This window comes from Alteromonas sp. CH_MED4-4 (genome assembly GCF_037029575.1).
Lineage (GTDB): Bacteria > Pseudomonadota > Gammaproteobacteria > Enterobacterales > Alteromonadaceae > Alteromonas > Alteromonas macleodii.
On the sequence record NZ_JAYMEU010000017.1, the window covers coordinates 32,889 to 59,153 of the forward strand.

General features: G+C 45.5%; 21 protein-coding genes. 13 read left to right on the top strand and 8 right to left on the bottom strand.

Going from position 1 to position 26,265, the window contains the following annotated elements; genetic code table 11:
* The first annotated feature begins 114 nt into the window (after positions 1-114).
* Positions 115-1,071, top strand: coding sequence for a hypothetical protein (locus tag WA381_RS12900; protein WP_156085846.1), 957 nt, complete (start codon positions 115-117; stop codon positions 1,069-1,071).
* A gap of 53 nt (positions 1,072-1,124) precedes the next feature.
* Here WA381_RS12900 and WA381_RS12905 read toward each other — a convergent pair whose 3' ends face one another.
* A complete protein-coding gene (locus WA381_RS12905) occupies positions 1,125-1,535 on the bottom strand; it encodes a methylglyoxal synthase (protein ID WP_014978142.1) in 411 nt (136 codons plus the stop codon).
* Between the two features lie 612 nt (positions 1,536-2,147).
* On the opposite strand from WA381_RS12905, the gene argC reads away from it, so the two are divergent.
* The 8 genes from argC (at position 2,148) to WA381_RS12945 (ending at position 12,394) form a co-directional block, all read left to right on the top strand.
* The gene (gene argC / locus WA381_RS12910) at positions 2,148-3,161 is read left to right on the top strand and encodes an N-acetyl-gamma-glutamyl-phosphate reductase (protein ID WP_156085845.1); all 1,014 of its coding nucleotides are present in this window, start codon (positions 2,148-2,150) and stop codon (positions 3,159-3,161) included.
* Complete coding sequence (argB, locus tag WA381_RS12915) at positions 3,158-4,003, top strand: acetylglutamate kinase (protein ID WP_014997131.1); 846 nt, start codon at positions 3,158-3,160, stop codon at positions 4,001-4,003. Before argC ends, argB begins: the two co-directional genes overlap by 4 nt.
* Positions 4,000-4,911: an ornithine carbamoyltransferase gene (locus WA381_RS12920; protein WP_014997130.1), complete on the top strand. Its 912-nt coding sequence runs from the start codon at positions 4,000-4,002 to the stop codon at positions 4,909-4,911. Before argB ends, WA381_RS12920 begins: the two co-directional genes overlap by 4 nt.
* Positions 4,912-4,947: 36 nt before the next feature.
* The gene (locus WA381_RS12925; protein ID WP_156085844.1) at positions 4,948-6,153 is read left to right on the top strand and encodes an argininosuccinate synthase; all 1,206 of its coding nucleotides are present in this window, start codon (positions 4,948-4,950) and stop codon (positions 6,151-6,153) included.
* A 74-nt stretch (positions 6,154-6,227) separates the two neighbouring features.
* Entirely contained in the window at positions 6,228-7,610 is a 1,383-nt protein-coding gene (gene argH / locus WA381_RS12930) for an argininosuccinate lyase (protein WP_156085843.1), read from the top strand.
* Positions 7,611-7,628: 18 nt separating this feature from the next.
* Entirely contained in the window at positions 7,629-8,939 is a 1,311-nt protein-coding gene (gene argA, locus WA381_RS12935) for an amino-acid N-acetyltransferase (RefSeq protein ID WP_156085842.1), read from the top strand.
* Between the two features lie 218 nt (positions 8,940-9,157).
* Positions 9,158-11,395, top strand: a complete 2,238-nt coding sequence (locus WA381_RS12940) for a bifunctional diguanylate cyclase/phosphodiesterase (RefSeq protein ID WP_014997126.1) — start codon at positions 9,158-9,160, stop codon at positions 11,393-11,395.
* A 144-nt stretch (positions 11,396-11,539) separates the two neighbouring features.
* Positions 11,540-12,394 (top strand): alpha/beta hydrolase family protein, encoded by an 855-nt coding sequence (locus WA381_RS12945; RefSeq protein WP_156087309.1) that lies wholly within the window; start codon positions 11,540-11,542, stop codon positions 12,392-12,394.
* A gap of 66 nt (positions 12,395-12,460) precedes the next feature.
* Here WA381_RS12945 and WA381_RS12950 read toward each other — a convergent pair whose 3' ends face one another.
* Both WA381_RS12950 and WA381_RS12955 read right to left on the bottom strand, forming a co-directional pair.
* Complete coding sequence (locus WA381_RS12950; RefSeq protein WP_156085841.1) at positions 12,461-13,573, bottom strand: DUF2855 family protein; 1,113 nt, start codon at positions 13,571-13,573, stop codon at positions 12,461-12,463.
* 16 nt (positions 13,574-13,589) lie between these two features.
* Positions 13,590-15,005 carry an NAD(P)-binding protein gene (locus WA381_RS12955; RefSeq protein WP_156085840.1) on the bottom strand — a complete coding sequence of 472 codons (1,416 nt, stop codon included), beginning with the start codon at positions 15,003-15,005 and terminating at the stop codon, positions 13,590-13,592.
* A 124-nt stretch (positions 15,006-15,129) separates the two neighbouring features.
* On the opposite strand from WA381_RS12955, the gene WA381_RS12960 reads away from it, so the two are divergent.
* Positions 15,130-15,708 (top strand): TetR/AcrR family transcriptional regulator, encoded by a 579-nt coding sequence (locus WA381_RS12960; protein WP_156085839.1) that lies wholly within the window; start codon positions 15,130-15,132, stop codon positions 15,706-15,708.
* Between the two features lie 48 nt (positions 15,709-15,756).
* On the opposite strand, the gene WA381_RS12965 is transcribed toward WA381_RS12960, so the two are convergent.
* On the bottom strand, positions 15,757-17,232 hold the full coding sequence (locus WA381_RS12965; RefSeq protein WP_156085838.1) for a catalase: 1,476 nt from the start codon (positions 17,230-17,232) through the stop codon (positions 15,757-15,759).
* A 438-nt stretch (positions 17,233-17,670) separates the two neighbouring features.
* On the opposite strand from WA381_RS12965, the gene WA381_RS12970 reads away from it, so the two are divergent.
* Positions 17,671-18,198, top strand: a complete 528-nt coding sequence (locus tag WA381_RS12970; protein ID WP_156085837.1) for a hypothetical protein — start codon at positions 17,671-17,673, stop codon at positions 18,196-18,198.
* Positions 18,199-18,355: 157 nt separating this feature from the next.
* Here WA381_RS12970 and yghU read toward each other — a convergent pair whose 3' ends face one another.
* The 4 genes from yghU to WA381_RS12990 all read right to left on the bottom strand — a co-directional run bounded on the left by yghU (position 18,356) and on the right by WA381_RS12990 (position 24,494).
* Positions 18,356-19,213: a glutathione-dependent disulfide-bond oxidoreductase gene (gene yghU, locus WA381_RS12975; RefSeq protein ID WP_014975482.1), complete on the bottom strand. Its 858-nt coding sequence runs from the start codon at positions 19,211-19,213 to the stop codon at positions 18,356-18,358.
* A gap of 280 nt (positions 19,214-19,493) precedes the next feature.
* On the bottom strand, positions 19,494-19,751 hold the full coding sequence (locus WA381_RS12980) for a hypothetical protein (protein ID WP_014975481.1): 258 nt from the start codon (positions 19,749-19,751) through the stop codon (positions 19,494-19,496).
* Positions 19,752-20,061: 310 nt separating this feature from the next.
* Entirely contained in the window at positions 20,062-21,753 is a 1,692-nt protein-coding gene (locus tag WA381_RS12985) for an NAD-dependent malic enzyme (protein WP_014948039.1), read from the bottom strand.
* A 77-nt stretch (positions 21,754-21,830) separates the two neighbouring features.
* Positions 21,831-24,494: a penicillin-binding protein 1A gene (locus tag WA381_RS12990; protein WP_069943617.1), complete on the bottom strand. Its 2,664-nt coding sequence runs from the start codon at positions 24,492-24,494 to the stop codon at positions 21,831-21,833.
* A gap of 136 nt (positions 24,495-24,630) precedes the next feature.
* Between WA381_RS12990 and pilM the strand changes: the two genes are divergently transcribed.
* Positions 24,631-25,698: a type IV pilus assembly protein PilM gene (pilM, locus tag WA381_RS12995; RefSeq protein WP_039225089.1), complete on the top strand. Its 1,068-nt coding sequence runs from the start codon at positions 24,631-24,633 to the stop codon at positions 25,696-25,698.
* Positions 25,686-26,264: a PilN domain-containing protein gene (locus tag WA381_RS13000; protein WP_014948036.1), complete on the top strand. Its 579-nt coding sequence runs from the start codon at positions 25,686-25,688 to the stop codon at positions 26,262-26,264. The genes pilM and WA381_RS13000 overlap by 13 nt, the downstream gene beginning before the upstream one ends.
* Position 26,265: the final 1 nt, after the last annotated feature.

A 26,265-nucleotide genomic window follows, 5' to 3' on the forward strand; every position in this document is an offset into this window, starting at 1 on the left:
TCCATGACCTAACAAGAGCAAGTGTAAACGAACAAATTAAAAGAAATCTCGTTCACTTGACTTATTTGCAAAACCTTTACAAATCAAATATATGCCTGCGGGTAAGGGGATGTTATGGCCTTAGAAAACACAACAACTAACACTGCTGAAAATGGCCTCAGCGCACTACTTTCAAAATTTGGTTTACATACTGCTGACATTGAAAATAAATCGGCAAATTCAACAGAAGTAGCCAATGAAGCGGCAACCAGCGGCCAGTCTTTGCCGTCTTTGTTCGCATCGTTACTCGCAATAGAGAATCAACCGAATGAAGCTGATGCAATCGACAGCAAAATATCAGGCGAAGCTAATCTCTCAACACAATCTAATATACTTGCCGGCACAGCCAGCGATGTTCAAGGCGCATTATCTTTGCTTTCTGGTACGAGTAGCGTCAATGGGGTTTTATCGGATGATGCAATTGCCACCATGCAAGGTACGCTGTTAAATGCATTGCAAAACAATGTTTTTCAATCGCTAGTTACCAACAATGATACGTCCGTAAATGCTACTACTAGCGTTCTGGGAAATGGTGATAGCAACACGGCTGCCAATAATCAAAGTGATACTACTCCAACACTCTTCGATAATTTGTATTCCGGCGCTTTCGGTGACGATGGGCTTGATCTTAAAGACGGGTTTGATGTGTTAAACATTGCAAATCACCTACCCATAGTTTCAGATATTTATGAAGCAACCACGTCAAATCACACGGCCGCGGCAGCAAGCTTAGCGGGAAGCTTTTTATATGGCGGAATTGGCGGATTAATGTATAACGCTATCGATTTGACCGTAGAGAATGTGACAGGACAAAGCATCTCAAACAATATGTGGTCGATGGGGCAGTCTTTACTCGCGTCAGTTTTTAGCAATCCAATCATCGACAGTAAGGTAAGTGCTAATATTTCAGGTGCGCCACAAACGCAGGCGAGTGGTGCCACCGCATCTATTCAGACTGATGATATAACCGCCGGAATAACCAACAAGGCAGCAGATGCTGCCTACCAGTTCGTTCAACGAGGTTTCAATTAACCTAAAGACCAGCTTCTGCCCACCAAACTACAAGGCCGTTGACTTAACCAATCTTAAAAATTCGGTTTAACTGGCTTGTAGTCGGGTGACAAAAAAAGCGGCGACGTTATTACTAGGTCAGCTGTGGCGGGTGTGCAGGCGACTGGTACATTCCATACCGAACATAGACGTAACAGCGCTTTAACGTCAGGATCGTGGGGCGCTGGATTCAGCGGGTCCCAGAAAAAGAAAAGTGCATCTAGCTTATTTTCGGCGATGAGCGCCCCTATTTGCTGATCTCCCCCTAGAGGACCGCTTTTATAGCGTGTAACTTCCAGTCCAGTTTCTTTGGCAACCAAGCCGCCTGTGGTGCCTGTGCCCACTAAATTACATTGTTTAAGCACCTCTATGTGCTGCTTAACCCAAGCTAGTAGCTCAGGCTTTTTATGATCGTGCGCAACAAGCGCCAAGGTAAGTTTGCCCATTTTATTTTCCGAGTTAATCCCAACAACCAATGCTTAAGCCCACTGACGACAGCCATTAACGTCCCATCTGAGTTCTGTTAAAAGCTACTGCCAGCGCTTTCCCCGCGCATTATTAAAAGCAATGTTCATCGATAACGAAGACTGTTAATGCACCGTATGTCGAAGTGAGTATAAATATTCAGTTCTAACGGGCAGCTTGTCAACTTACTGTAACAACAATAAATATATTATTAGCTATATTTTTTATTGCGTAGACGCCACACCACCGACGTAAAATATTTATACATTTTTATTGCATAAACATTCAAATTAGATACACTAGTCGACGGTTAAAGCATCCAACTCACAATTTTGAGTTGCGACTTGATAGGAATTGATGATGACACAACCAACTCGCGTTGTTGGTTCAACCACTGGCAACGATAAAGAGTTTACCTCTCCCCTGGCTGGCTACACGATGCATAGCGTACGACGATGCGTGCGCCTTTCTATGCTTTTGCGGTAGCACACTTTTTACCTTTGTGATGTGGTCGCGGTTAGGCAACGAATAACGCCCAACCAGTTTACAAAGGTAAAAAGTGATTTTTTTCTCCTTTTATTGAATTTTTGATTATGTACAACGTTTCAATTATTGGTGCCAGTGGTTACACAGGGGCACAACTCGTTCAGTTGGTTATTCAACACCCAAAACTAGTATTGGCGGGCACTTACGTATCTGAGAATAGTAGCGATGCGAGTAAAAATATTGCAGAGCTTCACGGCAACTTGGCTCACGTTAATGCCACACTGACGCCTATTTCGGATGCGGCATTAAAAGAAATGGCTGACGGTGTCGATTTTATCTTTCTTGCCACACCGCACGAGGCGAGCCACGACTGGATGCCTGTCTTATCTTCAGGCAAAGCCAAAGTGCTCGATTTGTCGGGTGCATTCAGGCTAAAAGACACCAATGTCTTCGAACAGTTCTACGGCTTTCCACATACGCAAGAGCAAAGCTTGGCTCAAGCTGTTTACGGCCTTGCCGAGTGGAATGAAGCGCAAATTGCCTCTGCCGACGTTATCGCTGTGCCGGGGTGCTACCCCACTGCGAGTCTTAGTGCGCTTAAACCTCTTGCACATAATAATTTACTGGATGAAAGCGTACGCCCTGTAATTAACGCTGTTTCAGGCGTATCGGGTGCAGGAAGGAAAGCCAGCCTAACCACCAGCTTTTTTGAAGTGAGCCTGCAGGCATACGGCGTGCTAGGCCATCGTCACACCCCAGAAATTGAAGCTTACTTGGGTACCCCTGTTATCTTTACGCCGCACTTGGGTAATTTTAAACGGGGGATCTTGGCGACCGTGACCGTTAAGGTTAAAGCTGGTACCACCAGCGCACAACTTGAACAAGCGTACACTGACGCCTATGCTGATGAACCCATTGTGCGTTTGCGCAAGAGTTTTCCAAAAATTGACGACGTTGCTCATACCCCATTTGTTGATCTTCATTGGAAGTTAGATGAAGCATCTGGATACGCAGTGATTACCGCTGCAATCGACAACGTAATGAAAGGTGCTGCCTCTCAGGCAATACAGTGCCTTAACATAATGACGAAACAACCAGTAGAGACAGGGTTAGTACTATGAGTGTTTCACCAATTGTAATTAAAGTTGGCGGTGCATTACTTGACGATACCGCCGCAATGACGCGTTTATTTCTAAGCGTAAAAGACGTGCAGGCCACACGCCCCGTTGTAGTGGTTCACGGAGGCGGACCATTAGTGGAGACGCTTATGGCGAGTCTTGGTCTTCAAAGCACAAAAATTGATGGCCTTCGGGTTACGCCCGATGAACATATGCCTTATATCTGCGGAGCGCTTGCAGGCTCTGCCAATAAGCAACTGTGCGCAGCGGCTTTGGCTTCAGGCTTAACCCCTGTTGGTTTGTCGTTGTTAGACGGTAATATGGTGGTGTGTGAGCCTCTAGCTGACCAGTATGGTGCCGTGGGCGTGCCGTCGACAGCAGACGCATCATTTCTAAAAAGCGTATTAGCCCAGTCAACACTACCGGTAATCAGTTCTATTGGTTCAAGCCCACAAGGTAGATTGCTAAATGTAAATGCCGATCAAGCCGCAACGGTTATTGCCGAGCTTCTTAACGCTGAGCTTTTACTTCTTTCCAATGTTGACGGTGTGTTAGACGGTGACAAATTGCTAATTAGCGAACTTAGCGCTGCAAGCATATCGAAGTACGCAGATGAAGGCGTTATTACCGACGGGATGAAGGTAAAAGTGGATGCGGCACTCGCGTCTGCAGAGAATTTAGGCCGCGCGGTTTACATCGCGAGTTGGGCCGCCGACATCAACGACATTTTAAATAAAAAAACGGGCACGCAAATACTGCCCTCAGCCCTGACAAATACACCGTCAAAAAACGCTGATTTACCCCACACCGACTTTACAAAAGGCAATGCCGGAGAAGTACAATGAAACAGGACCTACTAACCTTTGCAGACTGGACACCCGACGCAATGAAAAACTTGCTGCAATTGGCTGTAGAAATTAAACAAGCCCCAGCAAGTTACAGCAACGTGCTAGCGGGGAAATCAATTGTTGCCCTGTTTGAAAAGCCGTCTTTGCGAACCCGCGTTAGCTTCGATATTGGTATTAACAAGCTTGGCGGCCACATGGTGTATTTAGATGTGCAGTCGGGCAAATTAGCCGGCCGTGAAGACGCAGTAGACACCGCCGCTAACCTTGCGTGCTGGGCTGACGCCATTGTCGCTCGCGTATTTTCTCACAGCACGCTGGAAACCTTCTCTAAGGCTGCAAACGTGCCGGTTATCAATGCGCTGTGCGATAAGTACCACCCATGCCAAGGCCTTGCCGACTACCTCACAATGTTTGAACGCTTCGGCAAAACCGAAGGTCTTACCATGGCTTATGTAGGCGACGGCAACAATGTAACTCACTCACTATTAATTGTTGGTGCGCTTTTAGGATGCAACCAAGTTGTAGTCACGCCAGAGGGCCACGAAGCCGCACCTGAAATTGTGGCGCAAGCCAAAGCGATTGCCGAGAAAACGGGTGTATCGATTGTTGAAAGCACCGACCTTAGTGCCGCTAACGGTGCAGACGTTATCTATGCAGATACATGGCTTTCAATGGGTGACGAGACGCCACTTGAAGTGATCAAAGAAAAGTTCATGCCTTATCAGGTGAACGAAGCGTTGATGGAAGCAACCGGTGCTAGCTACGTTATGCACTGCCAACCTGCCCATCGCGATTTAGAAATTACAGGCTCGTTGATTGATAGCGATAAATCGCTATTAATGCAGCAAGCCGAAAATAGAATGCATGGCCAAAACGCCATCCTTACTCAATTACTTAACGCTTAAAAAGACGCCTAAAAGACGCTTAGAAGGATTATTTAGATGCAAAACGTTAAAAAAATCGTGCTGGCCTATTCAGGCGGGCTTGATACATCAGCCATCATTCCATGGCTTAAAGAAAACTATGGCTGTGAAGTTGTCGCGTTTGCAGCTGATGTGGGTCAAGGTGATGAAGAACTAGAAGGTCTTCATGAAAAAGCTATCGCATCTGGCGCAAGCGAATGCCACATTGTTGATTTGAAAGAAGAGTTCGTAAGCGAATATATCTTCCCTACTATCACTACAGGTGCGGTTTACGAAGGTGAATACCTGTTGGGTACGTCAATGGCACGCCCGGTTATCGCCAAAGCGCAAGTTGAGATTGCACGTAAAGTAGGTGCCGACGCGCTATGCCACGGCTGTACCGGTAAAGGCAACGACCAGGTGCGCTTTGAAAGCACCTTTGCTGCTCTAGCCCCTGATCTTACGGTTATTGCGCCATGGCGTGAGTGGGATATGGTAAGCCGTGAAGACCTATTGGCTTATCTAGCAGAGCGCAATATTCCAACCACAGCGTCAGCAACCAAAATTTACAGCCGTGATGCAAACGCATGGCACATCTCACACGAGGGCGGCGAGCTTGAAGATCCATGGCAAGAGCCTACCAAGCAAGTGTGGACCATGACAGTTGATCCTGAAGATGCCCCTGATACGCCTGAGCGCGTAACCCTGTCTTTTGACGAAGGTAAACTGACTCATGTTGATGGTGAGGCACTCTCGCCTTATCAAGCGCTAGTTAAACTTAATACTGTAGCTGCGGCACACGGTGTTGGGCGTATCGACATTGTAGAAAACCGCCTTGTAGGTATGAAGTCTCGTGGCTGTTATGAAACGCCAGGAGGCACCGTACTGCTTAAAGCGTATAAAGCCCTAGAAACTATGGTGCTAGATAAAGCTGCGCTTAAATACCGTGAGCAGATTGGTCTTGAGTTCTCACACGTGATGTACGACGGCCGTTGGTTCACCGCACTTAACGATGCGCTATTAGCTGGTGCTGCTTCTTTTGCGAAGAAAGTAACAGGCGATATCGTTGTTAAGCTTTATAAAGGCCAAGCTACGGTTACCCAGCGTAAATCGCCAAACAGCCTTTACTCTGAAGACTTTGCTACCTTTGGTGCAGACGATGTTTACGACCAGAAGCACGCTGAGGGCTTTATCCGCCTATTCAGTCTTTCAAGTCGAATTGAAGCACTAAAAAATCAAGGTTAATTGTGTACCGCGCGTAGCTTTTAGCAGCTACGCGCAGGTAGCAAAGGCAACAAACAGCATTTAAGGAGCATCACATGGCGTTGTGGGGTGGCCGGTTTGAATCCGGTGCAAGTAGTATGTTTAAACAGGTTAACGACTCGCTGCCGTTTGACCAAGTTATGGCAAGCCAAGATATTCAAGGCTCTATCAGTTGGTCGCGTGCACTGCAAAAAGCAGGCGTATTGACCGTTGATGAACAAGCCCAACTTGAGTCTGCATTGAGCGAGTTAAAAGCGAAAGCTGATGCAGGTGAATTAGACTTTAACGCATCTAGCGAAGAAGACATTCACAGTTTTGTAGAAGCTGCGCTTATTGAAAAGCTTGGCGATATTGGTCGTAAACTACACACAGGTCGTAGCCGAAACGACCAAGTGGCTACTGACTTTCGCTTGTGGGTACGAAAACATATTGCCTCACTTCGCGCTGATGTTTTAGGTGTAATAAAGTCGCTTCTTAATGCCGCTAGCCGTCATCAAGAAGCGATCATCCCAGGTTACACCCACTTACAGCGTGCACAGCCTATTCACTTTGCACACTGGTGCTTGGCTTACGTTGAAATGCTAAAGCGTGACTTAAGCCGTTTAGACGACTTGAAAGTACGCATGAATCAGTGCCCCTTAGGCTCTGGCGCATTGGCAGGCACTACTTTCCCTGTAGACCGTCATGCCATTGCTGAAGAACTGGGCTTTGACTCTCCATGCCTAAACAGCCTAGACGCTGTGTCGGACAGAGACTTTGTTCTAGAGCTTTTATTTGTGGCCAGCACCAGCATGATGCACTTGTCACGTCTTGCCGAAGACATGATTTTCTATAACTCTGGCGAAGCCGGTTTCTTACAGTTAGGCGATAGCGTAACGTCAGGTTCATCGCTTATGCCGCAGAAGAAAAACCCAGACGCGCTAGAACTAATGCGCGGCAAATGTGGCCGTGTGTTTGGCTCATTGCAGGCCCTGCTAGTTACCATGAAAGGCCTTCCTCTTGCCTACAATAAAGATATGCAAGAAGACAAAGAAGGCGCTATCGATACGGTTAATCAGTGGCATATTTGTTTATGCATTGCCAGCGAAGTGCTTGACTCACTACAGCTAAACGAAGAGCGCTGTCGCGTTGCAGCGACCCAAGGGTTCTCTAACGCCACTGAGCTAGCCGATTATCTGGTAGGTAAAGGTGTGCCGTTTAGAACAGGCCACGATATTGCAGGACGCGTTGTGCTTCAGGCCATCGACAAAGGGTGCGCCATTGAAGATTTACCACTAAGCGACATGCAGGATATTTGCGACAAAATTGAAGACGACGTATACCCGGTACTACAGCTAGAGTACGGCGTGAATCAACGCAATATTTTGGGCGGCACCAGCAAAGAAACCGTGACGAAAGCACTGTATCAAGAGCTGGAAGACTTGGATAAGCAAGGGTAGCGACAAGGAACTGCTTAGATGGTATTAGCGCATCATGACGGCATAAAACTGTTTCGCAGTTCACTGCCCTATATTAATGCTCACCAGGGAAAGACCTTCGTTTTGATGTTCGGTGGCGAAGCCATCGAACATCCTAATTTCCCTAATATTATTCACGATATTGCCCTACTTAACAGCTTAGGCGTGCGCGTGGTCGTAGTGCACGGTGCCCGCCCACAGATTGATCAGCGAGTAGCCCTTCGCAACATCGAAGGTCGCTTTGAAAGCGGTGTACGCATTACGGACAAACAAACCCTTGAGTGCGTTAAAGATGCCGCCGGCTCGGTACGCTCTCAGGTAGAAGCCTTATTGACTATGGGGCTTCCAAACTCGCCTATGCATGGCTCGCAAATACGCGTGTGCTCGGGCAACTTAGTCGTTGCCAAGCCAATGGGCGTACGAGGCGGCGTTGATTTTGAAAACACTGGTTTAGTGCGCCGTATTGATACCACCGGCATTAACGATCATTTAAACGATGGCTCAATTGTGCTGCTATCGCCTATGGGCTATTCATCAACAGGAGAAGTGTTTAACTTATCTCACGAAGATGTAGCTACGCAGGCGGCTATAGCCCTTAAAGCTGACAAGCTGATCGTATTTTCGAATTTTGATGGTGTATACAACCGCGAAGGTCGTTTACTTCGCACCATTGAACGCCCTCAATTAGAACAGCTAATCATGGCAGGCGACATTACCACCGAAGATACGGTGTTAAGTGCCCTGACCACCAGCGTTGCTGCCGGCGTGCCTCGCGCTCACTGCATCAGCTTTGAAAAGGACGGTGCCTTGCTTCAAGAGCTGTTCACTCGCGACGGTACGGGCTCGTTAGTAATGGAACATCATTATGAACAACTGCGTGCAGCGACCATCGAAGATGTGGGCGGTATCTTAAAGCTGATAAAACCACTAGAAGAAAGCGGCGTATTAGTAAAGCGTTCTCGTGAGCGTCTAGAGAACGAAATTAACCAGTTTATAGTGATAGTGCGCGACGGCATGATCATCGCCTGTGCAGCCTTGTATTTATACCCTGAAGACGGCTGTGCCGAGTTAGCCTGCGTGGCAACCCATCAAGACTATCGAGGCAAAAACCGTGGCGAACGGATTCTAGATGAAGTGCGCGCCCGTGCTAAAGAAGCCGGTATTAACAGCATTTTTGTACTGACCACAGTTACCGCACACTGGTTTTTAGAGCAAGGGTTTGAACCTGCTGACATAAGTGCGCTACCTGCCGTGAAGAAAGAGCTGTATAACTTCCAGCGTAACTCTAAAGTTTTTACCTTAACGGTGTAAAGGCTCTCTAGCCAACGTTAATCAATTAAGAAGTTTCTTTATCGTTAATTAATAAGGAAACTTCTCTCTTATTTTTATATCATATTGAAAATATTAGTGTTATTGCTGCGTTTATTACTATCACTAACATTAGTAAAGGGTTATATTAAATCACTCACCTCGGTGAGCTATTTACAACACTCTAGTATTGAACTTATTTGAACGTCAGCGGTTTACTAGTGATTTCTCGAACAATCAAAATAATAAAAAACTATCTTTTACTTAATGAAGATAACCTAAGAACCACCGATGCTGACGTGTGGCGTCTAAGTGTGCTGCGCACCATTCTACTAATTGGTGTTGTCCTTACCTCGGCCATTGTGGCGCACTCTTCATATACTGCGTATGTACAGGAACTTTATTATGTTATGTACCTAACGCTAGGCTTCACTGCCTTTCTCTTTGCCACACTTTCAATAGGCATGAAACATATAAAGGTTGCTTCTGCATGCCTTGTACTGGCTGTTGTTGGAGCCTCACTGTGCATATTGTTTTTCACTGTTGATTTAGATTCAACGCGTTATGGCCTACTTTTGTTGTTCACGTTGCCGATTATTGTCCGTGTTCTATACGGCGTGAAAGCATCTATTGCGACTATGCTGCTCAACCTCATTCCGTATTATTTCTTGCTTAATAATACGCAAGTAGCCCCTTTATTTGGCATTGACATTACACTGCCCGACACCCATACCTATCTGTCGTCATTAATTTTCCTGTTTTTCAATTTTTGTATTCCAATGGCGGTGTTACGAGTAATGTCGTCTTTAGAAAGGCAGTCTGAGCACAATTTATTACAGAGCAAAAAGCTTAATAAGCTCGTTAGCCGATATCAGGAAATATTCAACAACGGTGGCACTCCGTCTTTCTTTTGTGATGAACAAGGACGCATAATTCAGGCAAACAAAGCTGCGAGAGCGCTAGTCAAAAAGTACCGGCCAGAGAGTGAATATATTCAAGATCTTTTCTCTTTGTCTCATCCCATCACAAAGGGTGTAAACCAGCACGCTTCCATTTTTGACGCTCCCGAACGAGAATTTAGACTTCAACCTGCTAGCCTTGAACATCACAAGAAGCAACTTATCCATTGCCACGACATATCAGCCAATAAGAAAAGCCTAATGGAGTTCGATGCGTTTAAGAAGCAGCAGTATGAGAAGCACTATTTTAATGAACTAACAGGGCTTAAAAACCATCACTTTTGGAAAAAAGCGGAATCGAGCGAGAGCATTTTAAATCGACATATTGTTTTGTTGAAACTAGCTAACCTCAGAGAAGTGAATTTGCAATACGGTTACAGTCAGGGTGACCAGTTGCTTTTAAGCGTAGCGTCGCTATTACAAAGCGAATTCGCTAATGATGTCGCGGTTTATCAATTCCCTGGCGCTAAATTTTTATTTACCGTGCACGGCAAACACCTTTCAACACAAACTATAGAACATTACCTAGAACGTCGATTGCCCACCAGCATGGTTATCAATTCAGCGCGAGGTAGTGTAGAACATCCGCTGAAATGGCGTGCGGGGCATTATCATGCCAGTCGTGAAATTAGTTTAGATGCTGCCGCTGAATGCTGCGCAATAGCCCTTAGCCAAAGCGAGGATTTCGCTCCTTTTATCTCGTTTAGCATCAATACAGTGAAAACTATTCGAGAAAACACACAACAAAAAGACAAAGTAAAAGCCCTTCTTGATAACGGATGCCTTGCCTTGTACCTGCAGCCACAGGTATCGATTCACGGCACTACTGTAGGCTACGAAGTGCTGGCTAGATTGAAAGAGCCAAAATCCGGGACAATTCTTCAACCATTTCAGTTTCTCCCACTGGTTGAGGAAAACAAATGGGAAGTGCTATTTACGCAAAAAATTATCGATGGCACCTTGGCACTGTTAGACAATTGGCCTAGCAACTTACCAAAGGTCCCGTTGGCGATTAACTTATCAGGCCCAGAGTTACTCAGCGACCTCTTTTATGAAAAGCTGCTGCGTCGCTTCTCAGAGACCCCAGAACTGGGTGAGCGCCTCAAGTTAGAGTTGACAGAAACATCTGTATTAGCCAGCCATAATGAGACTAAGCGCCGCTTGACGTCATTAGCCAATGTGGGAGCAACCATTATTATTGACGACTTCGGAACCGGCCACGCATCGCTTTCGCAGCTTATAGATATGTCTGCCAGCATCATAAAGGTAGATAGAGAGTTTGTAGAAAGAGTGGAAACGTCTGAACGACATCGCAAAATTGTTAAGATGACCCTGGACCTTGCTAAGAGTCTAGATATGCAGACCATTGCCGAAGGGGTGGAAACACAGGCTCAGCTGCGTGTACTTAAAGACATGGGTTTCAATATTTTCCAAGGCTATTTGTTTGGTAAGCCGGCTCCTGTTGAGCATTGGGTTAAGACCTCAAAAGCTCGCGCATAAACACATCCCAATCGCTCTAAGCGTTCTGCATACGTAATCATCAGAAATTGAAATAGTCATACTATTGCAAATCTTAACCACCGGCGCTTTACTGGTATGACCAGAAGCCTGATAAACACTAAGGTACTCCCTGTGAGCAAGACGATGATAAAGGACATTCAAGTGACCTGTGAAGATGGTATGCATCTGACCGCTTTACTCTACACGCCTCCATCACCAGCCAAAGCAGCTGTCATGATTGGCCCTGCAACGGGTATAAAACGGCAATTCTACAGCGCTTTTGCCACTTATTTATGTGAACAAGGGTATGGCGTTATTACCTTCGATAACAGAGGCATTGGCGGTTCGGTAAAAGGCAGCGTTAAACAAAGTGATGCGTCGCTAGTGACATGGGGCGAACAAGATATGCCCGCGGTATTAGAGACATTGAAAGTTCAATTCCCTAATGTGCCCTATTTTCTTGTTGGTCATAGTGCTGGTGGTCAGCTGCTGGGGTTGATGCACAATGTGCACGACCTTACTGCCTTTTGTAATTTTGGTAGCTCTTCGGGCAGTCTAAGAAACATGCGTAAAAGCTATTTGCTAAAAGCCCATTTCTTTATGAATTTCTATATTCCCGTAAGTAATTTGCTGTTCGGTCATACCAAATCTCAATGGGTAGGCATGGGAGAACCACTACCTAAAAAGGTGGCGCGCCAGTGGCAAAAATGGTGTAACGGTAAAGGCTACGTAAAAACAGGCTTTGGCAGTGATATTAACCAGCATCATTACGACACCATTCAAATACCTTCTAAGTGGTTACTCGCCAACGACGACGACATTGCTAATATTCACAATGTTCACGATATGATTAGCATTTTCCCCAATATGGAAGCAGAAGTGGAGGAGCTAGACCCTCAGGCCTACAACGTAAAGGAAATAGGTCACATGAAGTTTTTCTCGCGGAAGTGTCAGCATTTATGGCCTAAGGTTACCAATTATTTTAATCAGTACGTGTGATATTACCCTCGAGCGAGCGCTTTTTATCAAAGCGCTCGAACTCAATATGGGCGCTCTGGTTACGCGCTAAGCAAGTGTGTATATTCTTCCTTCATTTGAAGGAATGAGGCCTTGCTGATGTTCGCTAAAGTCATCTTGTAGCGCGCTCAACCCTTCACGCTTTTTAACGTTTAACCAACCGGCGCTCCACACAATGGCTTTTGATACAAACCCGCTACTTAACTTCTGGTACTCAGCAACCCCAATCTCAGACATACGCTGCTGTATATGAGCTGGAGCAAAGAAGAACTCCTCATCGCTTGACGGCTTAATGTCCTGCCAGTGAGTAAGCCCTACGCTGATGTATCTTGTTAGGTGTTCACCAAGTTTATGTTTGATGGATGCTTTGACCTGAGCACTACCTGACATGTCGACCACAACAGTGCTTTTCAGTTGCAACATGTCCAACTGTTCATAACCAATAACGGCGCTGTATACACCCAATGCTTCTAGTGATGCAACACGCTTTTCAGAGGTTACACCTATTGCGTTAATACCGGCTTCTTTAAACGCAAAAGCAAGCCCTAAACTGGTTTTGCTTGAAGCACTTAATACTAATAACTGCTCTCTTTGTGCCCCAGGTATAGCATCGACCACTTCTGATAAACAAAAGGACGTTGCGTAAAGCGGCCACAGCAACATCTGAAAGTTTTCTTGCTCGTGCTGCTTAGTGCTTATTTCAGCGTTAGCGTGGGCCGTTAGTGAAGGAAGTGGTCGGTAGACATTATACCCTTGGGGCAACTTCAAACGATGAGGGCTACAGTCTATTAAATTGTTGTTTGTCACCGTAGTGTTAGCCATAACCAAATATTCAGCGGGCGGGAAATAACCAAGGAAACGACTTCCTACTTCTACCGCATCGTTGTTAGAGCTAATTACTTGACCCACGCCCCATACCGGAATAACACCCCAGTTTTCGTTACTACTTGTATTAATGGGTGGAAAAAACTGCCAATAACCAAGCTTGTCACCCACCATATAATAGGTCAAGTTATTGGCAGTAAACGCGAACCTTTCAATTTTGATTACTACGTTTTTTGCCTTTCCAGCACCCTCTGTCTGCGCGTTATCAGGGCTATCAACTGTTTGCATTATCCGAAAGCGATTTGGGTTCGTTTTGTCTATTTGAAACTGTTTCATCGATATTTATAACCTTTTAAAGCTGTCCGCTCGCTTTTAAGCTGTGTATGTAAGTCATCAGCTTTTGCATGGCCGGTGCCGCTGCTTGCTTCAATCGCCCTAACACCTGCATTTTTTGCATATCGTCTTTTGCCACGCCGTGTACTATTTTTGAAAAGCCATCTAGTCGACAATGGTAGATCCACGCTTTAAGCGCTGGGTCTTCACCCCAAATTTGCATGTTTCGTAACATTGCTGCAGTCATTGGTAACCAATCGATGTCGCGATTAGGCAGCGGAACCACTTGTGTCAGCATCTGCTTTTGTTGTTCATCGCTGTAGGCCGCCTCAACGTGAGCAATAAGCGCCGCACTAAAAACAGGTTGATAGGCACGCACTGTTTGAGGGGTGATGGTGTCGCCATCAAACACCGCTTTCATTTCTAAATTAGTAAGTGCAGAAGCTGAGCAGTCAATAACCAACGCGTTATCTGGCATACTCCACGTTGTATCTTCAAATCTGAGCTTATCGCGGCTGATATGTTTAACCCGACCTTGTCTAACGACAGATGGTAGAGTTTGTAAGGCTTTAAGCTCTAATTCGCTCACCGTTGCGCCGTGAAACATACTGGGTCTTACTTTCTTATCAATACGCAGTAAAACGCCCCGCTCTTCTAGTTTGTCGAACATATCCTCGATGGAACTTGACGCAGCGATAGCTTCCATTTGGTTTGCTTGTGCCCCAATAGAATGAAAGAAGAAGTCATCTAAGGGCTGGGTATTTTTCCGGTTCAGTAACCATGCATCTCGCGATACTACCCAGTGGATATTATGCGGGGCGACGTGATTTTCAAGCAGCCATAGGCAGGTATCAATACCCGTTTTACCCCCACCAACAACCACATAGTTGTTAAAGCCTTCAATCATTTGAACCACGGTATTAACCGGCGTAAATGCAACGTCGTCGTCGCGGGTAAAGCTAGGTGTATGAGTAAGCGGAATATTAGTGTTTAGATAAGTGGCATCAACAATTTTCTTGTTAACCGTAACGTTATAGTGCTTGCTATTTAACATAGAAACAAACTGGTTATTGCCCTTGTATTCGCAAAGCGGGTAATACTGCACTCGGTTTGAAGGCAAAAAGGTTTCGTTCATTACCGCATCGAAATACGCACTCACTTCTTGGCCTGAAGCTAATCCCATTAGGCCTTCATTCAATCCTGTTTTATCAATAACGCCACGATTTAACTCTTTTGAACACACGCCGTAAAAAGCAGAAGGCTGGTGAAGAGTGACAAAGGGATAAGCATAGTTCCAATGCCCTCCGGGCTTCGCATTTTTATCTATAATCAAAATGTTAGCGTTAGTTTCGTGAAGTAGTACGTCAGCAAAAGCCATCCCTACCGCGCCAGCACCAACAATTAAATAATCGCAGGTTAATTGCTCAGTTTTCATATATAGTGTCCTTATGAACAACCTGCGGGCAGGCAGGTTAAGTGTTAAACCAAGAGATATAACGGCGTTATAAAACCACTTTACATAACGGTGTTATATTGCGCAACATGTAAATGATGTGTAAATGAAAAAAGATACGCGACAAACGATCTTAGACGCTGCCTCAGCACTGTTTTTGAAAGGCGGAACGAATGCACTTAGCGTGCGTGCCATTGCTGACGGTGCGGGTATGTCAACGATTGGCATCTATAGCCATTTCAAAGGTAAGCAGGGTATTTTAGATGCGCTCTACATCGAAGGTTTCGAATTAGTTGAGCGTGAAATGTTGGCAGCCGATGGCAATACTGCGGCAGAAAAAGTGATTAATGGCTGCGAGCGTATTTTAACGTTTTCAGAAACTCATGCGGCCCATTATCGACTAATTTTTGCTTCTAATTTGAAAGACTATACGCCATCAGATGAAGCTATCGAGGCAGGTGAAAAAGCCTTTATCACGCTAACTAAGCTTACCGCTGCGTTAATTAAAAAAGATCTGTCTGTTGAAGAAAAGCAAGATGTAGCTATGCAAGTATGGGCACTAAATCATGGTTATATTACGTTGAATCAGCACGAAATTAGCAACCGTATTACTTGGAACAATTGGAAAGAACGCGCACTTCAGGCCATTCGCTTGCACGTTTACGCCCTAGTCGCTACCCAGTAAAAAAGGGGTCAGAGTACATTTTAATAAAGTACTCTGACCCCATTTACTCTATTTGCTGGCTACCGCCTTTCTCACGCGAGTACCATAATCGCTGTCGGCTAAATCGTATTGCACAAACATGGCTTCTTGAACGTCCTTCGTTGCCTGGCTTAAGCCGTCAGCAATGTTGTTAACCAGCTGCTGTTTTTGATCTTCACTCATAATGCGGAAAAGGTCACCGGCCTGTGAGTAGTTATCTTCGTCACGGTTATCGTAAATATCTAACCATGCGTCTTGCTCAAGCGGCATAGGCGGCTCTTGAACCTCTGGTGCTTCAGCCGGCTCACCAACTCGCGCGCGATTGTTTGGATAGAAGTTGGCTCCACTTCCTGCAAGTGCTGGGTTAATTCCCGCAAAGGCTCCATCTCGTTGATAATTGTGCACTGGGCAACGCGGCGCGTTTACCGGTATTTGGTTGTAGTTTGCACCAATGCGGTATCTGTGCGCATCTTGATATCCAATTAGTCGCGCTTGAAGCATCCTGTCTGGCGACGCACCAATACCCGGTACCAAATTGTTCGGCGCGAACGCTGCTTGCTCAGTTTCTGCAAAGTAGTTATCAACATTACGGTTTAACTCCAACTGCCCTACTTCAATTAATGGAAAGTCGCTGTGAGGCCACACCTTCGTTAGATCAAACGGGTTAATGTGGTAATTACGCGCTTCCTCTTCAGTCATAATCTGCACATTCACGGTCCACGATGGAAATTCTCCGTTATCAATGCTTTCGACCAAGTCTTGCTGAGCGCCATAAGCAGGCATCTTTGCCGCTTCTTCGCTAGTTAGCGTTTTAATACCTTGGTTAGTTTTAAAGTGCCATTTCACCCAATAGCGTTGGCCTGCGTTATTCCAGAAACTCAACGTATGAGAGCTATAGCCATTCACATGGCGATATGAAAGTGGAATACCGCGATCAGACATCAAGATTGTCGATTGGTGTAATGACTGAGGGTTGTTCGCCCAAAACTCATACACGGCCTGCGGATCCGGCAAATTCGTACGCGGGTTTTTCTTTTGACTGTGAATGAAGTCAGGAAACTTGATGCCATCTCGTAAGAAGAATACCGGAGTATTATTTCCTACCATGTCCCGGTTTCCCTGTTCGGTATAAAACTTCACTGAGAAACCACGAGGATCACGGGCATAGTCACTTGAATCCTGACCACCACCTACGGTAGAAAAGCGCAAAAACACGTCGGTTTTTTGCCCCTCTTTTTGCAGAAAGTCTGCAATAGTGTAGTCAGATAAGCTCTTAGTTAGCGTAAAGGTGCCATATGCAGCACTGCCCCTTGCGTGAACTACACGCTCTGGAATTCGCTCGCGGTTGAAGTGCGCAAGCTTCTCAAACAAATAATGGTTGTCGAACGTAACCGGCCCGCGTGGCCCCGCTGTTCGGCTCTGATTATCATTGGCAACGGGCGCACCATTGCTAGACGTTAGCGTAGTAGGTTTTATAGCTGCACCTGAAAATGGACACTTACTCATTGCGAATTCCTTCTGTTTATTTCTCACCGATTTTTTAGTCTTACTAAAATTGGGTGTCAGTGTGTGATTAAAGAAATGGTGTTAATCACGCTTTTCGTTTAAACAAATAATCACTGATTTAATAAAACAATTAAAACGAACAAAATAGATAGTTGTAATCGTAATTACTGAATCATTGTCCGAAATTAGTTTCATTCTTAGGATGCATTGATGTGGTGTTATCGAGACAACGAATACGCGAGGCTTTTTATGTCGCTGTATTTAATGTCAGGTAAGCGTTAAGCGGCGTCTCTCCTGTTATTAAGCCAGCACCAGAACGCTTTAAGGCCACAGCACATTTGTCTCTCTGCGTATTACTTTTTTGCAATGAAAGTCTAGCTTTGACCTTTGTCCGTAACTAAAGAGACAAACGTTTGTCTAATGCTAAGGGCTTGAGACATGGCAAAGCCACTCATATTCATTACTGGTTTTTTAATGCTGTGCATTATCACTTTTGCGTCTTGGAAAACCTTTGAAGCATTAAGCCATTTCAACGATAAAAATAACGAGCTTTCTTTTATGGGCAGCTCAGGATGGCAGTGGCACAACAAATCACAGGGGCTTCAAATAAAACGAGTCGATGGCTATTTGCCTGCGCTGAGAAAAGTATCTAAGAGCAAAGAATATGCTTCGCTCATTACTATTACAGAAAGCGGCAGCTATCGCGGCTTTGTGTTTTTCGGCCAAGATTGTGAAGAAGGCGCTATTGTCTATGAGAAAGTAACTTACGCCGATACCAAATCACCACAAATTGAAGTGTTGCACTGCCTTCATGGAAAGCTGGTGTACATAAAAAATTGGCCGGCAGTACCCACTGAACGCTGGCGAGGTCGTGTGGGCAATTTTGAATTTAATGAAGCTTTGAATGAGTGGGATTTCACACCACTTCAAAAAGCCTATCTAAAGAGTGTTGCAGAGCTCATCTGAAAATTGGGGTCAGAGTACTTTTTTAAGCTACCGGGCCAGAGTAGGTTCTGACCCCGTTTTATGTTGATGCCTTTCGTTAGCCATTCTGATGCTAAAAAGGCGATTAACCAAAGTAATGTACTCTGACCCCAAATTAAATGTACTCTGACCCCATTATTTAGGCTTTGGTGAGTGCGTCGTCGATATCTTTTGCGCTGTGGCGGTTTTCTAACTGACCATCGTCACCCCAGGTCTTATTGACAATACGGCCACGTTTAACGCCTTCTCGCTGCTCTAGTTGCTTAGCCCAGCGGACTAAATTGGTGTACTCGTGCACTTGAAGGAAAGTGGCTGCATCGTACAGATTTCCGAGCACTAAATTACCGTACCACGGCCATATAGCCATGTCAGCGATACTGTACTCGCTACCTGCCATGAACTCATTGTTTGCTAAGTGCTTGTCTAGCACATCTAACTGACGCTTAGTTTCCATGGTAAAGCGGTTGATAGGATATTCCATTGGATATGGCGCATAGCTGTAGAAGTGCCCGAAACCACCGCCTAAGTAAGGCGCTGACCCCACCTGCCAGAACAGCCAGTTGAAACATTCCGCCTTTGCATGGGCGTCTTGCGGAATGAACTTACCGAATTTTTCCGCCAAGTAAACTAAGATTGACCCAGACTCGAATAGCTTGGTTTCTGGTGACGTTGTCGTGTCGACCATAGCAGGAATTTTACTATTCGGATTGACGTCAACAAACCCAGAAGAAAACTGATCGCCCTCACCAATGTTAATCAGCCAAGCGTCGTATTCTGCTTCGCTCACGCCAGCTGCCAACAACTCTTCAAGCATGATGGTAACTTTCTGGCCATTAGGCGTAGCTAACGAGTATAGCTGCAAACCATGTTCACCATTAGGACGAGCCTTCTCATGGGTAGCGCCGGACACAGGACGATTGATGCTGGCCCACTTGTTGCCATCATCCTCAGCCTGAGTCCAAACTTCTGGTGGTGTGTAGTTACTTTCTGTCGACATAGCAATTCCTTTAAATGACTTTATCGTTAAGGTTAGTGCAATACATAGCTACTAAGAACAGCTTTTAAAGACTTATAGCTCAACGGTGTCGACTAATAAACGGCGATATACGTTTATTGACATAAAAAAGCCGCGCTTTAGCTTTATCCAGAGCGCGGCTTTATAAATAAAAGGCGAGCAGTCCGTTGCCCGCAAACTGGTACTATCGATAGTTGCCATAAGCTTTTGCCAGCGATAACCGTGGCAGAATCGATAGTGTGTAAGAAGGATTAGCCGCGAATTACTTAACCTCGTAGTAGGCATCAATTAAGTCGGACTCATCCAGATAAGCAAACATTTCACTTTGCTCATCTACTGGGCTTTCTGAAACTGTACTAGCAGCCGTTTTAGCAGCCTTTTCATCTTGTGCTGCAACATCAACATTAGGTGCGTCGCAAGCTGAGAGTGTTGCAAGAGCGGCCATAACTAATGACGTAGAGAATGAGCGCCTAATAATTCGCGCGTAGAAAGGACTTACCTTGTTTTTTAACGTGGTCATCAATAACACCCCTTGCTCCTTGTTGTAACTATAAAGAGGTGTATCAATCATTGTGCCAACAAAAAATAAACTATTAATAACAGTAGGTTAGGAGCTTATTAACGAGAATACATATGAGCAACACATAGGAAATGTTGCGCATAGGCAACACCATATTACATTTGGTTGGAGTTCGGCCGCGAAATGGATGAAGTTCGAGCAGTGAGACGGTGGCTTACTTCAGCTTTTGAGTTGTAAGTCATGGTGAAAGCGTTGTTCACAAGTACAAAAAAAGCAGGCTAAGCCTGCTTTTATATAACATTATAGGATACTAGATGCTTACCCGCTTGTAAGGGCGGTACTCTGCTTTCCAGAAGTTACGCTCAATGCTGGCGCGCAATGCGTCATCAGACATTTCAAGAGCAAGCCCCTGCTCCATCGCTACTCTACCCACCTCAAAAGCAATCTCTCTGCTAATTTCTGCAATGGCAGCAAGGGGTGGCAATAGTGAACCCTGACCCGTGTTGACTAATGGCGACGCTGAAGCAAGTGCGTTACTTGCAGCCATCAGCATTTCGTCACTAATAAGCTTCGCTTTAGATGCAACAACACCAAGGCCAATGCCCGGGAAGATGTAAGAGTTGTTGCATTGAGCGATAGGGAATATTTTGCCATCGTACTCTACAGGCTTGAACGGACTACCTGTAGCAATAATCACGTCACCTTCTGTCCATTCAATCACTTGCTCAGGACGCGCTTCAACTTGTCGTGAGGGGTTACTTAACGGGAAGATGATTGGCAGTTCACAACCTTGCTTCATGGCACGGATAACTTGTTCAGTGAACAAGCCAGGCTGGCCTGAAACACCAATAAGTACGTCTGGCTGCGCGCAGTGCATAACATCAAGTAGTGACGCATAATCTCCACTGAACGTCCAATCAGCCAAGTCAGCATTTTTCTGCTGAAGCTTTTGTTGGAAGTCGCGTAGACCTTCCATGCCTTCGGTTACCAAACCAAAACGGTCAATCATGAACACTTGCTTACGTGCTTGTTCATCAGTCAGGCCTTCAAATACCATTTGTTGAATGAGCATTTCAGCAATACCACAGCCTGCCGAACCCGCGCCCACGAACACCACCTTCATGTCGCGTAGCTTTTGCTGCTTGGTTTTACATGCCGCCAAAATAGTACCAAGGGTAACGGCAGCAGTGCCTTGTATATCGTCGTTAAAACAACACACGTCGTTGCGATAGCGGTTTAATAACGGCATAGCATTTGGCTGCGCAAAATCTTCAAACTGAATCATTACATCAGGCCAGCGTCGCTTCACAGCATTAATGAACATATCAACGAATTCGTCGTATTCTTCCTGTCCAATACGCGGATGGCGCGCCCCCATATACATTGGGTCGTTTAGCAGCTTTTCGTTGTTAGTACCTACATCTAACATTACGGGCAATGTGTATGCTGGGCTAATTCCACCACACGCTGTGTAAAGCGATAGTTTACCGATAGGAATGCCCATTCCACCAATACCCTGGTCTCCCAAGCCTAAGATGCGTTCACCGTCAGTCACTACAATCACTTTCACTTTGCGCTTCGTTGCATTGCGAACAATATCATCAAGCTGGTGACGTTCTTCATACGACACAAACAAGCCACGCGAACTGCGATAGATATCTGAAAACTGCTCACATGCATCACCTACAGTAGGGGTGTAGATGATGGGCATCATCTCATCGATGTGCTTTTGAATTAGGCGGTAAAACAAGGTTTCGTTATTGTCTTGAATTGCGCGCAGATAAATATGCTTGTTTAGTGCTTCGTCAAAGCTGCTGTATTGCATGTAAGCACGTTCAACCTGCTCTTCGATGGTTTCATACCTTGGTGGCACTAGACCCGTCAGGTTAAACGCCGCACGTTCCCGTGCAGTGAAGGCACTGCCTTTATTCAGTAGGGGGGTTTCCAGCAATGAAGGGCCGGCATGAGGAATATAAAGATATCGCTGTGAATCTTCTGACATTGGTTTTCCGATAATGTGTTCAGGCAAATACATCACCTAAGCCTGAAGCGGCACGCGTGCAACGTGCCTCTTAGTAATTAGAATATTTCTTCTGGCTCAGGCGCAGTAGTCGTATCCTGCGTGGCCGGATCCAACACTTCGTCATCGCGAACATAAGTCGTTGGCTCGGTTCCCTGCAGGAAATATTCGAATAGTGTCGTATGGTCTGTTCGTCTGGTCAACTTTCCACTGGTACGATCAATGCGAACGCGCACTATATTTTCTGGTACGGGCATTGGCGTATGTGGTTTATTTTCTAGAGCATGTTGCATAAATCTGATCCACGCTGGCTCAGCAGCTTTAGCTCCATCTTCAATGCCGATCATGGCGTTGCCTATCCAGTTGAATTTCTCAGCATTCTTATTAATAAGGTTTTGGTTTCGCGTAGCTCGCCCTAACTGACGCCCCATGTTGTCGAAGCCTACCCATGTGGTGGCCACCAAATCTTTGTGGAAACCACTGAACCACGTGTCTCGCGAGTCATTCGTTGTACCCGTTTTCCCAGCTATGTCAGTACGCTGAAGAATATTACGAGCACGCCAGCCGGTGCCTAACCAATAGGTTTTCTTGCTCCAATTTCCGTTTGCTCTCACAGCCGTTCGCATCATTTCTGCCACTAAGAAAGCGTTTTGAGCAGTAATAACCTGAGGCGCAATCACTTTTTCTGCAGCTTCGTCATCATCGACGTCGCCAAGTAAAATATCTTGATTTAGTTCAGCGGCAAGTAAGGCTTCAATATCGGCTTCTTCGTCTTCAGGTAGTATTTCTGGATCGCTTTGATTTTCACAACGATTGCACGCCCAAACTGGGTTTGCTTTCCAAAGCTCATCGCCGTTTTCATCAAGCACTTTGCTGATAAAATGAGGGTTTACTAAGTAGCCACCGTTCGCAATGACCGACATACCTCTTACTACTTCAAGCGGCGTATGTGAACTCGACCCAAGGGATACGGTTTCATCAAGTGGGATATCGTCTTTATTAAAACCAAAGCGTGTTAAGTAATCGGCCGTTTCTCTAAGACCAACACCACGCAATAGTCGAACCGATACCACGTTTTTCGATTTACCAAGGGCTTTACGCATTCTAATTGGGCCGTCGTACTCAGCTGGCGAGTTTTGCGGTCGCCAAGCTACACCCGTCGCCGCATTCCATTGGTTAATGGGAGCGTCATTGATGATGGATGCAAGGGTATAGCCACTGTCTAATGCAGCAGAATAAACGAAAGGCTTGATGTTCGAGCCCACTTGGCGCTTGGCCTGTGTCGCTCGGTTAAACTGGCTTTGATAAAAGCTGTAGCCACCAACAACCGCTTCAACCGCACCGTTTTTCGGATTAAGTGCGATAAACGCTCCGCTCACCTCAGGGATTTGCGAAATGCGCCACTGCCCTTCTTGCTGTCTGATATAAATGACCGCCCCTTCTTGAGTCACATCTGAAGCGCTTTTGGGGTCACTACCCTGCCTAAAGTCTGTAATGTAGCGTCGGGCCCAATCTAGTCCATCCCACTCTACCGTTATTGCTTTGCCATCTACAGACAACACTTCTATCGACTGCTCATTTACTTTCGTAACAACCGATGGCAAAAGAGGTTTAATGTGAGGAATCTCTTCAAGCACGCGCATGATTGATTCGTTATCCCACTCTTCTCGTGTTGTCTTATCACTTATGTCATAGCTCAATGAAAGTTGTGGAATCGCGTCATCCTTTCCTTCTGGCTTAGGAATATTCCATAAGTAGCCAAGGGCGCCTTTATAGCCATGACGCTCATCATAGTCATGAAGATTTCGAACCACCGCACGCTGAGCAGCTAATTGAAGATCTGACGTTGCAGTCGCAAAAACTTGGTATCCGCCGGTTTCTGCCTCTTCTTTTCCATAAATCTCTACCATTTCGTTATAAATGGTGTCGGCCAAATAAGGCGCATCCACTTCAATTTCAGCACCGTGCTTCTTCGCTGAAACTGGCGCATTCGCAGCTTCATCGAACTGCGCTTTAGTGATGTACTCTTCGTCAAGCATACGAAGTAAGACCACGCGTCTGCGTTCGACAGAACGTTGCGGCCCGCTGATAGGGTTAAGCACTGATGGCGCCTTGGGAAGACCTGCAATAGTAGCAATTTGAGCTAAAGAGAGTTCGTTAAGCGGTTTGCCATAGTACACTTGGGCGGCCGCCCCAAAACCAAACGCTCTATGGCCCAATTCGATTTTGTTGAGGTACAGCTCAAGAATTTCCTGCTTAGAAAGCTCTTGCTCCATGTGCAGTGCTATAAAGATCTCTTTGATCTTTCTGATATAGGTTTTCTCCCGACTAAGGAAAAACCCTCGTGCTAGCTGCATGGTTAACGTACTTGCTCCCTGACGCTTTTCGCCAGTAAGGACTAAACTTACTGCAGCACGCATTATACCAATGGGGTCAATACCGTGGTGTTCGTAGAAGCGACTGTCTTCGGTAGCGAGTATGGCGTTAATTAATTCTTGCGGGACTTCCTCAAGTTTTACGGGGATCCGCCGTTTAACTCCATACTGTGAAATAAGTTTTCCGTCTTTGGTGTATATCTGCATGGGTGTTTGCAGGCGTACATCCTTAAGTACAGTAACACTTGGTAGGTCAGGTTTGATATAAAAGTAAATACCTACCAGTGCTGCAAAACCAAGAAGGCCTGATAGAAAACTAAATAAAATAAGTGGTTTGATGTACTTCACTGTAACGGATACCAAGACATTTTGTTGAAATGACGTATATTTTATACGTATGTGTTATCTCTAGAACCATACGCATAAGACTATTAGAGTAACATTGTACTTTAGAGCAACTACCTTTGAAACTGGACACTTGCACATGAAATCGCTGTTTAAGAAAAAGCTGCCGCCCATTGTGGGCTTAGATATAGGCACGCGTCAAATAAAAGCGGTGTGGTTAGAGCAATCGAAAGACGGGTTCGTCCTTCAAGGGTATGCCTGTGAGCCAATTAACAAAATCGCTTTCTCTGAGCGTGATATTAAAGATTATGAGTCAGTAAGCATTGCTCTCAAGAAAATTCGAAAGTCGCTAAAAACAAAATTAAAGCTGGCAAATGTTGCTGTGGCTGGCACGTCAGTGATCAGTAAAATCGTCTATATGGACCCAGAGCAAAGCGATTACGATTTAGAAAATCAAATTGAGATCGAAGCCGACAGTCTCATTCCCTATCCGCTTGAAGAAGTATATTTAGATTTTGAAGAAATGGGGCCAAGCACAACGCACACTGGAAAAGTAAATGTATTACTTACCGCTGCGCATAAAGATTTGGTAGACAGTCGCTTGCTGCTTGCAAGAGAAGCTAACTTTGAGCCCAAAATTGTTGATATGGAAAATTATGCCATCGGCAATGCCATGGACTTTTTCCATACGCCTCATACCGAAGACATGCCACTTTGCTGTATTAATGTGGGCGCCTCGCTACTTCAAATATGCGTAATAAAAAACGGCGACGTCATCTACACCAAAGAGCACGCCTTTGGCTTAAATCAGCTAATTAACGATATTAGCGCCATTCATATGGTTGAGCGTGAAACCGCAGAGCGTCAGCTACTTGATGGCACGCTGTCTGGAAATTGGGTGGAAGATACGCTTCCTATATTTGCCGCTAACCTACAGCAAAATATCAACCGTGCATTACAAATGTATATGAGCACGCTACATGCAGAGCGCCCCACCAAAATACTGTTTAGCGGCGGTGCCGCTACTATTGAACCGTTAGTCGACATTTTAAAACAAGACTTAGGCCTAGAGGTTGATTGCTTCAATCCGTTTAGCAACATGTCGATAAACCCTAAACTTGATGCCACGAGACTTAGCAAAATTGCACCACAGCTTGCGATTGCAGCAGGTCTAGCGAGCCGGAGCTTTACGCCATGGCACATGTAAATTTACTACCCTGGCGAGAGAAGCAGCGCCAACATCAAAAACAACAATACTTGGCAGGGCTACTTGCCGTTGCCGCCATTGTAGGATTGATTTTTTGGTTCATTGGTCAAGCTATCGACCAGCAAATCAGTAATCAAAACTCGCGTAATCAATACCTTGAACGGGAAATCGCGGTTTTAGATGCGCAAATTGCAGAGATAAAAAAGGTTAAAGATAGTAAAAATGCCATTGAGCAGCGCATGGCATTAATTGAGCAACTGCAAGCAAGTCGCAATGTGGCTCCTATAGTATTTGATGAACTTGCTAAACTCGTTCCTCCCGGTGTGGCCTTTGAGTCTATGACCAGAAGCAATAACCGTATTGAGATTGAAGGGACTAGTGATTCGAACAATCGTCTTTCCGACTTTATGCGCGCGCTGGACAACTCGAAAGTGTTCGTTGCCGCAGAGCTTTCTACCATTAAATCTGACAGCAGTGCAGCGAGAGCGATTAGCAACTTTACGCTTACGTTTTCGATAAACCCCAATGTTGCTCCGCTAGAAATAGAAAGTAGTGAGGCGCAATAAC

Excerpts from the sequence above, each read along its gene's own strand:
- WA381_RS12900 (WP_156085846.1), top strand. The coding sequence starts at position 115 with ATGGCCTTAGAAAACACAACAACTAACACTGCTGAAAATGGCCTCAGC.
- WA381_RS12905 (WP_014978142.1), bottom strand. The coding sequence starts at position 1,535 with ATGGGCAAACTTACCTTGGCGCTTGTTGCGCACGATCATAAAAAGCCT.
- argC (WP_156085845.1), top strand. The coding sequence starts at position 2,148 with ATGTACAACGTTTCAATTATTGGTGCCAGTGGTTACACAGGGGCACAA.
- argB (WP_014997131.1), top strand. The coding sequence starts at position 3,158 with ATGAGTGTTTCACCAATTGTAATTAAAGTTGGCGGTGCATTACTTGAC.
- WA381_RS12920 (WP_014997130.1), top strand. The coding sequence starts at position 4,000 with ATGAAACAGGACCTACTAACCTTTGCAGACTGGACACCCGACGCAATG.
- WA381_RS12925 (WP_156085844.1), top strand. The coding sequence starts at position 4,948 with ATGCAAAACGTTAAAAAAATCGTGCTGGCCTATTCAGGCGGGCTTGAT.
- argH (WP_156085843.1), top strand. The coding sequence starts at position 6,228 with ATGGCGTTGTGGGGTGGCCGGTTTGAATCCGGTGCAAGTAGTATGTTT.
- argA (WP_156085842.1), top strand. The coding sequence starts at position 7,629 with ATGGTATTAGCGCATCATGACGGCATAAAACTGTTTCGCAGTTCACTG.
- WA381_RS12945 (WP_156087309.1), top strand. The coding sequence starts at position 11,540 with ATGATAAAGGACATTCAAGTGACCTGTGAAGATGGTATGCATCTGACC.
- WA381_RS12950 (WP_156085841.1), bottom strand. The coding sequence starts at position 13,573 with ATGAAACAGTTTCAAATAGACAAAACGAACCCAAATCGCTTTCGGATA.
- WA381_RS12955 (WP_156085840.1), bottom strand. The coding sequence starts at position 15,005 with ATGAAAACTGAGCAATTAACCTGCGATTATTTAATTGTTGGTGCTGGC.
- WA381_RS12960 (WP_156085839.1), top strand. The coding sequence starts at position 15,130 with ATGAAAAAAGATACGCGACAAACGATCTTAGACGCTGCCTCAGCACTG.
- WA381_RS12965 (WP_156085838.1), bottom strand. The coding sequence starts at position 17,232 with ATGAGTAAGTGTCCATTTTCAGGTGCAGCTATAAAACCTACTACGCTA.
- WA381_RS12970 (WP_156085837.1), top strand. The coding sequence starts at position 17,671 with ATGGCAAAGCCACTCATATTCATTACTGGTTTTTTAATGCTGTGCATT.
- yghU (WP_014975482.1), bottom strand. The coding sequence starts at position 19,213 with ATGTCGACAGAAAGTAACTACACACCACCAGAAGTTTGGACTCAGGCT.
- WA381_RS12980 (WP_014975481.1), bottom strand. The coding sequence starts at position 19,751 with ATGACCACGTTAAAAAACAAGGTAAGTCCTTTCTACGCGCGAATTATT.
- WA381_RS12985 (WP_014948039.1), bottom strand. The coding sequence starts at position 21,753 with ATGTCAGAAGATTCACAGCGATATCTTTATATTCCTCATGCCGGCCCT.
- pilM (WP_039225089.1), top strand. The coding sequence starts at position 24,631 with ATGAAATCGCTGTTTAAGAAAAAGCTGCCGCCCATTGTGGGCTTAGAT.
- WA381_RS13000 (WP_014948036.1), top strand. The coding sequence starts at position 25,686 with ATGGCACATGTAAATTTACTACCCTGGCGAGAGAAGCAGCGCCAACAT.